The organism is Bacillus sp. BP-3, assembly GCF_028401955.1.
Lineage (GTDB): Bacteria > Bacillota > Bacilli > Bacillales > Bacillaceae_G > Bacillus_A.
This window is the reverse complement of sequence record NZ_JAQOTJ010000065.1, coordinates 1-505: the sequence shown is the minus strand read 5'-3', so window position 1 is coordinate 505 and position 505 is coordinate 1. Positions and strand designations below refer to the sequence as shown.

The window sequence follows — 505 nt, the reverse complement described above, 5'->3', positions numbered from 1 at the left end:
TTGTTGTTCTTTTGTTAGTCGATGAACAATTACACGAGTTGGTACTTTATCAGTCATTCCTACATAAGCGTCGGGTATTTCACATGTTTGTCCTGGCTGAAGAGAATTCATTAATACCTCCATATCTATCTGTATATACTCCGTACCTTTTTTGATTCTTCCATCTCGAAAATAATCAGGATTGGGATTTTTTTGATAAATACGTGTATTCGACTTGATACGAGAGATATAGTAAGCCTTTTGGTCTTGTATATGTTGAAGATCTTTCAAATGAAAATACCCTAAATCTCGGATACATAAATCATTCGCTGTCACAGTTGGAACACACAGGGAACCGTAGGTTCGATCATGTTGTTTACCTGAACCTGTATGGATATGCAGGAACTGGCCACTTAATAGATCATACTCTAGCTGAATCTTCACCCCCGGCCTCCTGCACCTGGATAAACAAATGAAAAGGGATCTGGGAGTTGAAATGCAGTTGAATCTAAAATACGAATACGCT

The 505-nt window shown here is 38.2% G+C and carries 1 pseudogene; it reads right to left on the bottom strand.

The window, feature by feature from the left end:
- Window positions 1-505: pseudogene (locus PLX19_RS26000) on the bottom strand (IS4 family transposase); the annotation flags it as partial.